This is a genomic window from Bradyrhizobium sp. STM 3843 (genome assembly GCF_000239815.1).
Classification (GTDB): Bacteria; Pseudomonadota; Alphaproteobacteria; order Rhizobiales; family Xanthobacteraceae; genus Bradyrhizobium.
Genome location: NZ_CAFK01000051.1, coordinates 1 through 7580, shown reverse-complemented (window position 1 = coordinate 7580; position 7580 = coordinate 1). Strand labels below are relative to the sequence as shown.

The following is a 7580-nucleotide window of genomic DNA, read 5'->3' as shown; positions in this document are numbered from 1 at the left end:
CGCGGCGGCGAGGCAGGCAGCCGCGTCCGCAACAGCGGGTTCTTGCGCGGGGGCGGCTTAATCGGATCGATCATCGCGAAGGCCCTGCAAAAATTGCGGCCCCGGAGGCGAGACCACGGTCGTAGTTGATCATGCCGAAGCCCGAGGCCAAAGCGATCCTTGCATCCTTGACCTGGGTCGGCCCCGCGATTCCCAGGACCTGGCGCACCCCTTCGACCAGACCGAGATAGGCGCCGGCGGCGCCGGCCTGCCCAACCGAGAGTTGCCCGCCCGACGTGTTGTGCGGAAAGTCGCCGTCGATGGTGAGATCGTGCTGGCGCACGAACTCGGCCCCCTCCCCCTTCTTGCAGAAGCCGAGATCCTCGAACTGCATCATCGTGATGACGGGATAGTCGTCATAGGTCTGCACGAGGTCGAGATCGTCAGTCTTCACCCCGGCCATCGCATAAAGCTCGCCGACGTCCATCGCCCAGCCGCCGCGCACCTGCATCGGATCGTCGGCAAAGGCATTGTGCCGCTCGATGGTTGAAAGCAGCCGCGCGGCTTTCAGCCCGAGCGACGCTGCGGTCTCGTCCCGCATCACCAGGAAGGCCTCGGCGCCGGCGCACGGCATCACACAATCGAAGAGATGGATGGGATCCGAGATCGGCCGCGCCGCCAGATATTGCTCCATCGTTAGTGGCGACTTCATCAGCGCATGCGGATTGCGCAAGGCATTGGCGCGCTGGGCGACGGCGATCCGGCCGACATCCTCGCGCGTAACACCAAACGTCCGCATGTAGTTGCGCGCAATCAGCGCGAAGCTGGAATTGGCGCCGCCAGCGCCGTAGGGATAGACCGCATCCTGGTTGAACCGCGAGAAGTTCTCCAGTGTCAGCCGAAACGAATCGACGTGGTTGGTGTCGCCGGCGACACACGCCACGATGTCGGCGTCGCGCGCCTGAACCGCGCGCGCTGCCTTCCGCAACGCTGCGATCGCGCTGGCGCCACCGAGCGGAATCGTATCCAGCCATCGCACGCACAGCCCGAAATGCTGCGTCAGTCCGATCCCGCTGTCAGTGCCCATGGTGAAACTGGAGACGCACAGACCGTCGATGTCGGAGACCTTGATGCCGGACTGCGCGACGAGCGCGCTCAGCGCGCGGCCGATCCACCATTGCGCGCTTTCGACGGAATAGCGCACATAGGGAATCGTGACGGGCGTCGCCATCACGACGCCGTCGTAAGGTGTGCGCAAGGTCTTCGTCACCAACCGCCCGCCTCGTTCATCCGCCTCAGATCACTGTCAGTTTCACGTCAATATTGCCGCGAGTCGCGTTCGAATAGGGACAACGCTCATGCGCGCCTGCGACGATCTCTTCGGCCACCGATTTCTCGACACCGGGCAGGTCGACCTTCAGTTCGACAGCGAGCGCATATCCGAGGGGAATCGGACCCATCCCAACATTCGCGGTCACCGAGGGCTCGCTGGATGGCGCGACCTTCCGGGTGCGCGCGACGAGCTTGACCGCGCCGAGAAAGCACGCGGCGTAACCGGCCGCAAAGAGCTGCTCGGGATTGGTGCCTACGTCCCCGGAGCCGCCCAGCGACTTCGGCAGCGACAGCGACACCGACAATAGACCGTCGTCGCTGACGGCCTTGCCGTCCCGCCCGCCGGTCGCCGTCACCTCGGTCTCGTACAGAATCTTTTCAGGACGCATCATGACTTGGACTCCGGGATTAACGGCTGTTGCGGGCAAGCAGCGCGCGGAAATCGCCGCGCGCCTGGGCGCTGGGCCGCCTGAAACTCGGCCCGCGACTGGGCTCGGTGCCATTGAGCTGCCGGAGCTGCACCCACATCTCGGCACTCTTCAGCGCCACGGCCGCACAGTTGACCACCGGCGCGTGCCCGACCTTGAGGCCATGCTCCCGACCGATCAGAAGGCCTGGCAGCACACCGGCCGGGATCACGACATCGGCGCCGCGCTCCACCAGCGGACGGGCGCAGGCGACAAAATCCCCAATCATGCGGGCCTGCGCGGCGTGGTCTCCGGCGAACGCGCTGGCGAAATCCTCCGGCTTGCAGCCAAGCCCGGTGACGTGAACCACGCGATCGCCGAGGCCGTAACGCTCTGCCTGCTCGTAGTGCCAGACCTCGAAGACAGGATCGATCGTCACAAGACCGAGCCGCCGGCCGAGTTGCGACGCCGCCAGCAACGTCGCCTCGCCGGTCCCGATCACGGGAATGTCGAGCGCCGAGCGCAACTCGTAGAGTCCAGGGTCCTGGAAATGTCCCATCACGAAGGCGTCGAACCCGCCCTCCTCGGCCGCGATGCCGTTGTCGATGGCCTGGACGGCACAACGCAACTCCGCAAGCCGGCCGAACTCCCGGTCCGGCGGCGAAATGCCCTCGACATGAACCGTCGTGCCGGGCGCGGCGATGTTGTTGAGATATTCCGACAGCAGCGCCATGTAGGGCGCGTTCACGCTTGCATCAACGAAGCTCTGCCAGAAGATGCGCATCGTCCTTCTCCTCAAGCGGTGGTCGGAGGATCGGTCGTCGGCTGCCGATGAATATATTTCAATCATAAACTAATTCGTGCGTCAAATGCCCGCTGCGGCGGCGACAACTGTCGCCTCGCGGCAGCGCGAACACGGCATTTTCAGACGGCCGTCAGGCGAGGAAGCCGCCGCGCTCCTGCGGAATTGTATGCAATAACATTTTTTCTGACAGCGCCGTGACACGTGTTGACGGCCCCACCGGCAATACTTTAGGCTTTAAGTAATTCCTCGCCGGTCAGGACCGGCGGCCATGACAATGATGTTGCAGGGCACCGATTTTGAGAGACTCGATCGCGTGGATCATCGCCGTGCTCGAACAGCCGGCGGCAGCAGCAGCATCACCGGTCGCGCATCGCGGCCGGGCTGACGGCCTTTCATTGCGTCGGCAAAGGCCCGCCCGCATTCCCCGATGGGCCAGCTGTTCGAGCGGCAACCAACGCCATGGCTGCTGACGCCCCGCCGAGCAAAACCTCTTCGGTCGCGCCCGGGATGCGGCGCTACAGCACCGCTTTCAGTCGGTTCATTCGTCGCTCGGGCTCGCCGTTCGGCAGCTTCGAGGCATTCCTGTCCAGCACCAACCGAGGAAGACGCACATGCGCAGGACTCTGAGCTTACTTGCACTTGTCGCCGGCATGTTCGCAGCACCGGCTGCGCAGGCCGACATCACGATCGGCTTCGTCACGTCACTGAGCGGACCAGGCTCCTCGATCGGCATCCCCTACGGGCGCGGCATCAATGCCGCCTATGAATACAAGAAGACCATCGGCGGCGAGACCATCCGCCTGATCCAGCTCGACGACGGCTCCGATCCGTCGACCGCGACCCGCAATGCGCGCAAGCTCGTGGAAGAAGAAAAGGTGGATCTTTTGATGGGCACTGCAACGGCGCCCTCGACCATCGCCATGGCGGCGGTGGCGAGTGAGCTGAAAGTGCCGATGATCGCGGTATCGCCTATCGGCAAGCTTCCTGAATCGCCAGAACAGTGGGTGGTCGCGGTGCCGCAGCCGGCTTCGCTCCTCGTCAAGATCGTCGCCGACCGCATGAAGCGCGACGGGATGAAGAACATCGGCTATATCGGCTTCTCCGATGCCTGGGGCGACCTTGTCTATAATGGCGCCAAAGCCGCCGAGGCGATCGACGACATCAAGGTGCAGACCAACGAGCGCTATGCCCGCACCGACACCTCGGTCACCGCACAGACCCTCAAGGTGCTCGCCGCGCGGCCTGATGCCGTCCTGGACGGCGGGTCGGGCACGCAGGGCGCGCTGCCGCTCCTGAGCCTTTCTGAGCGTGGCTTCAAGGGTAAGACTTACGGCACGGTGGCGCTGGTCAATCCGGACTTCGTGCACGTCGGTGGCAAGGCGGCCGAGGGCATCCAGGTCTCGGCAGGCCCCGTCATCGTGGCCGAGCAACTGCCCGACGATCATTTCGCAAAGAAGCTCGCACTGGAGTTCCGTGCGGTCTACCAGAAGACCCATAATATACCGACCACCGACGGGTTTTCTGCCTACTCCTTCGACGCCTGGCTGATCTTCGCCAATGCCGCCGAGCGCGCACTCAAGTCCGCAAAGCCTGGGACTGCCGAGTTCCGCACCGCTCTGCGCGATGCGATCCTCAGCACCAAGGAGCTGCCGGGTGTGCACGCCATCTACAACTTCAAGCCAGGCTCGGTCACAGGCGTGGACGAGCGCTCTCTTGTCGTCGTCCGCCTGACCGACGGCGCCTGGAAGTACGCGCCGTAGTCGAGAAACGGCAGACCGGCAGTCGTAACGAGGAAACGACGTCTCAATGACGAGCGACATCGCAGCCATTCTTGCGATCGACGGGATCGCCACCGGGGCCGTCTACGCCCTGGTGGCGATCGGGACGGTCCTGATCTTCACGGTGACGCGCGTCATCTTCATTCCCTTCGGCGACATCGCCGCGTTCACCGCGCTGACGCTGGCCGCCCTCGACGCAAAGCGCTTTCCGGGCACGGGGACCTTGGTCGTCGTGCTGGCCTGCCTTGCAACCCTGATGGAAATCATCTCGCTCGTACGCGGCGGCGAGCTCCGGCTCCTGCCCCGCGCGGTTGTCTTCTACCTGGTGCTTCCGCTGGTCGTGGTCGGCGCCGCCTGGCTCGTGATGCGCGCCGATCCTCCGCTCGCCGTCAGGCTCGTGCTCGCGCTGATGCTGATCGCGCCTATTGCCCCGCTTCTGGATCGGATCGTGTTCCGCCCGATCGCCGACGGCAGCGTGCTCCTGCTGCTGACGGTGTCCGTGGCGCTGCATTTCGCGCTGGTCGGCCTTGGCCTCTTGTTCTTCGGCCCCGAAGGGGTCCGGACCGATCCGCTGACCTCGCTCTCGACCGAGTTCGCGGGCGTGCTGATCTCGGGGCAGACCATGCTGATCGTGCTCGCAGCACTCGTTTTCAGCGGCCTCCTCTATCTCTTCTTCGACTTCACGCTGGTCGGCAAATCGCTGCGTGCCACAGCGGTAAACAGGACCGGCTCCCGCCTGATGGGCATACGACCTGAGCGCGCCGGCACGATCGCCTATCTCCTTGGCTCGCTCATGGCCGGCGTGTCTGGCATCCTGATCGCGCCGGTGAACACCGTGTTCTACGACTCCGGCTTCCTGCTCGGCCTCAAAGCCTTCGTCGGCGCCATCGTCGGCGGCATGACCAGCTACCCCGGTGCGGCGATCGGCGCTGTCGGCGTCGGCATCCTTGAAAGCTTTGCGTCTTTCGAGAGCAGCGCGCTGAAGGATGTCATCGTCTTTTCGCTCCTGATCCCGATCCTGATCTGGCGATCCCTCGCCTCGCTGCATTCGGAGGAGGAGATCGAGGAATGACGCGCCTTCACATCAGGCTCGCCGCCATTGTCGCCGTGCTGTGTCTCGCGACCGCCCCCTTCGTCCTCAGTCCGTTCAGCATCACGCTGATGAACTATATCGGCATCTATTCGCTGGTCGCCATCGGCCTCGCACTCCTCACCGGGGTCGGCGGGATCGTGTCGTTCGGACAGGCGGCGTTCGTCGGCGTCGCGGCCTATGCGACGGCTTGGGTCTCCGCGCTGAACGGGTATTCGCCCTGGCTCGGACTGGTGTTCGGCGTGGCCCTGACGTGCGGGGTGGCAACCGTTCTCGGCGTGGTCACGCTGCGGCTTCAGGGTCATTTCCTTTCGCTCAGCACTGTCGCATGGGGTCTCGCAATCGGCTTCCTGTTCGGCAATGTCGAGGGGCTCGGCCGCTTCAACGGCATCTCGTCGATCCCGCCGATCAGCTTCGGATGGATTGTGCTGACGTCCAGCGCGCAGATCTATTTCCTGATCTGGGGCATCGTCGTTGCGGTGCTCGTGCTCGGCTACAACCTCTTGGACTCCCGGCTCGGCCGCGCCATGCGCGCGCTCCGCGGCGGCAATACCCTGGTCGAGAGCCTCGGCATCAATGCTTTCCGGATCAAGCTCGCGACCTTCGTGATCGCGGCTTTCCTGGCCTCGCTTTCGGGATGGCTCTACGCCCATATGAGCCGCTTCATCAGCCCGGGGCCGTTCGATGCCAGCATGGGCATCGAATATCTGATGATGTCCATGGTCGGTGGCGCGGGCAGCCTGCTCGGTGGCGTGGTCGGCGCCGCCATCGTCACCCTGCTCAAGAACAGCGTACAGGATTATCTGCCGCTGATCGCCAAGGGCGCCTCCGGCCAACTCGAGACCGTCGCATTTTCCGCTCTGTTCATCCTGTTCCTGCAGTGGGCGCGACAGGGGATCGTTCCCTTCGTCGCGCGCTATCTGCCGAAAGCCAAGCGCGATCGGCCGCAACCGGCGCCGCCCCTGCCCCGTCGCGTGCAACCGAAGCCGGGCGAACTCCTTCTGAAAGTCGATAGCGCCGAACGCCGGTTCGGCGGTCTGATCGCGCTCAACAATGTCAGCTTCGAGGTGCGGTCCGGCGAAATTGTCGCCGTCATCGGGCCCAACGGCGCCGGCAAGAGCACGATGTTCAACTGCCTGACCGGTGCGCTCAGAGTCAACAAGGGCGAAATTGTCTTTGCCGGACGTCCGATCACGGGCGATGCGCAATCCCGCATTGCCCGCGCCGGGGTGGCGCGAACATTCCAGCATGTGAAGCTGAGGCCGCGCATGAGCCTGTTGGAAAACGTGATGCTCGGCACCTACGCGCGCACGCACACCGGCCTGTTCGCCGGCGCCTTCCGCCTCAACCGGCGCGAGGAGGCCAGCGCCAGGCACGAGGCGCAGACGCAGCTTGAACGCGTCGGGCTCGGCGAAAAGCCGTTCGACCTCGCCGGCAATCTGCCGCTCGGCAACCAGCGCATTCTGGAAATCGCCCGTGCGCTGGCCGCGGACCCGGCACTCCTGGTGCTTGACGAGCCGGCGGCGGGTCTTCGCCGCCAGGAGAAGCTGCGGCTTGCCGAACTGCTCAGGTCGCTGCGGGCGGATCATCTGACCATCCTGATCGTCGAGCATGACATGGAGTTCGTGATGTCGCTGGTCGATCGCATCGTGGTGCTCGATTTCGGATCCAAGCTCTGCGAAGGCGCTCCGGCCGCGATCCGCAGCGATGAGCGGGTTCAAGAGGCCTATCTTGGAGGCGTCGCGTGACCACGATGTTTTCCATGATCGATGTGACGGTCTGCTACGACAATGTCGAAGCAGTCCGCAACGTCTCGCTGTCGGTCGAGGAAGGGCAGATCGTCACCGTCATCGGCCCCAACGGCGCCGGCAAGACCACACTGCTGATGGCGGCCATCGGCCTGCTCGCATCGCGCGGCCGCATGGTTTTCCGGGACAGCGACATCGGCAGGATGTCGGTCGAAGACCGCGTCGAGCGCCGGCTGTGCCTTGTCCCGGAGAAGCGCGAGCTGTTCTCCGAAATGTCGGTTGCCGACAATCTTCTCCTCGGCTCATACAGCCTGCCCGACCGCTCGGGCGTGCAGAAGACGCTCGACGAGGTCTATGATCGCTTTCCTCGCCTTCGGGAACGGCAGCGCCAAGCCGCCGGCACACTCTCCGGCGGCGAGCGGCAGATGCTCGCGCTCGGCC

At 64.5% G+C, this 7580-nt stretch carries 7 protein-coding genes; 4 read left to right on the top strand and 3 right to left on the bottom strand.

Features of this window, described 5'->3' with window-relative positions; all coding sequences use genetic code 11:
* Window positions 1–70: 70 nt before the first annotated feature.
* The 3 genes from BRAS3843_RS07540 to BRAS3843_RS07530 are packed head-to-tail and all read right to left on the bottom strand — an operon-like array spanning window position 71 to window position 2502.
* Window positions 71–1249 carry a thiolase family protein gene (locus BRAS3843_RS07540; RefSeq protein ID WP_008968199.1) on the bottom strand — a complete coding sequence of 393 codons (1179 nt, stop codon included), beginning with the start codon at window positions 1247–1249 and terminating at the stop codon, window positions 71–73.
* A 25-nt stretch (window positions 1250–1274) separates the two neighbouring features.
* Entirely contained in the window at window positions 1275–1700 is a 426-nt protein-coding gene (locus tag BRAS3843_RS07535) for an organic hydroperoxide resistance protein (RefSeq protein ID WP_035981065.1), read from the bottom strand.
* Between the two features lie 19 nt (window positions 1701–1719).
* Complete coding sequence (locus BRAS3843_RS07530; RefSeq protein WP_008968197.1) at window positions 1720–2502, bottom strand: aspartate/glutamate racemase family protein; 783 nt, start codon at window positions 2500–2502, stop codon at window positions 1720–1722.
* 632 nt (window positions 2503–3134) lie between these two features.
* Between BRAS3843_RS07530 and BRAS3843_RS07525 the strand changes: the two genes are divergently transcribed.
* The 4 genes from BRAS3843_RS07525 to BRAS3843_RS07510 form a co-directional block, all read left to right on the top strand.
* Window positions 3135–4283: an ABC transporter substrate-binding protein gene (locus BRAS3843_RS07525; RefSeq protein ID WP_008968196.1), complete on the top strand. Its 1149-nt coding sequence runs from the start codon at window positions 3135–3137 to the stop codon at window positions 4281–4283.
* A gap of 46 nt (window positions 4284–4329) precedes the next feature.
* Window positions 4330–5373 carry a branched-chain amino acid ABC transporter permease gene (locus tag BRAS3843_RS07520; RefSeq protein ID WP_008968195.1) on the top strand — a complete coding sequence of 348 codons (1044 nt, stop codon included), beginning with the start codon at window positions 4330–4332 and terminating at the stop codon, window positions 5371–5373.
* Window positions 5370–7139 (top strand): branched-chain amino acid ABC transporter ATP-binding protein/permease, encoded by a 1770-nt coding sequence (locus BRAS3843_RS07515; protein WP_008968194.1) that lies wholly within the window; start codon window positions 5370–5372, stop codon window positions 7137–7139. Before BRAS3843_RS07520 ends, BRAS3843_RS07515 begins: the two co-directional genes overlap by 4 nt.
* 5 nt (window positions 7140–7144) lie before the next feature.
* Window positions 7145–7580, top strand: a 436-nt coding sequence (locus tag BRAS3843_RS07510) for an ATP-binding cassette domain-containing protein (RefSeq protein WP_244425156.1), incomplete at its 3' end; no start/stop codon positions are given.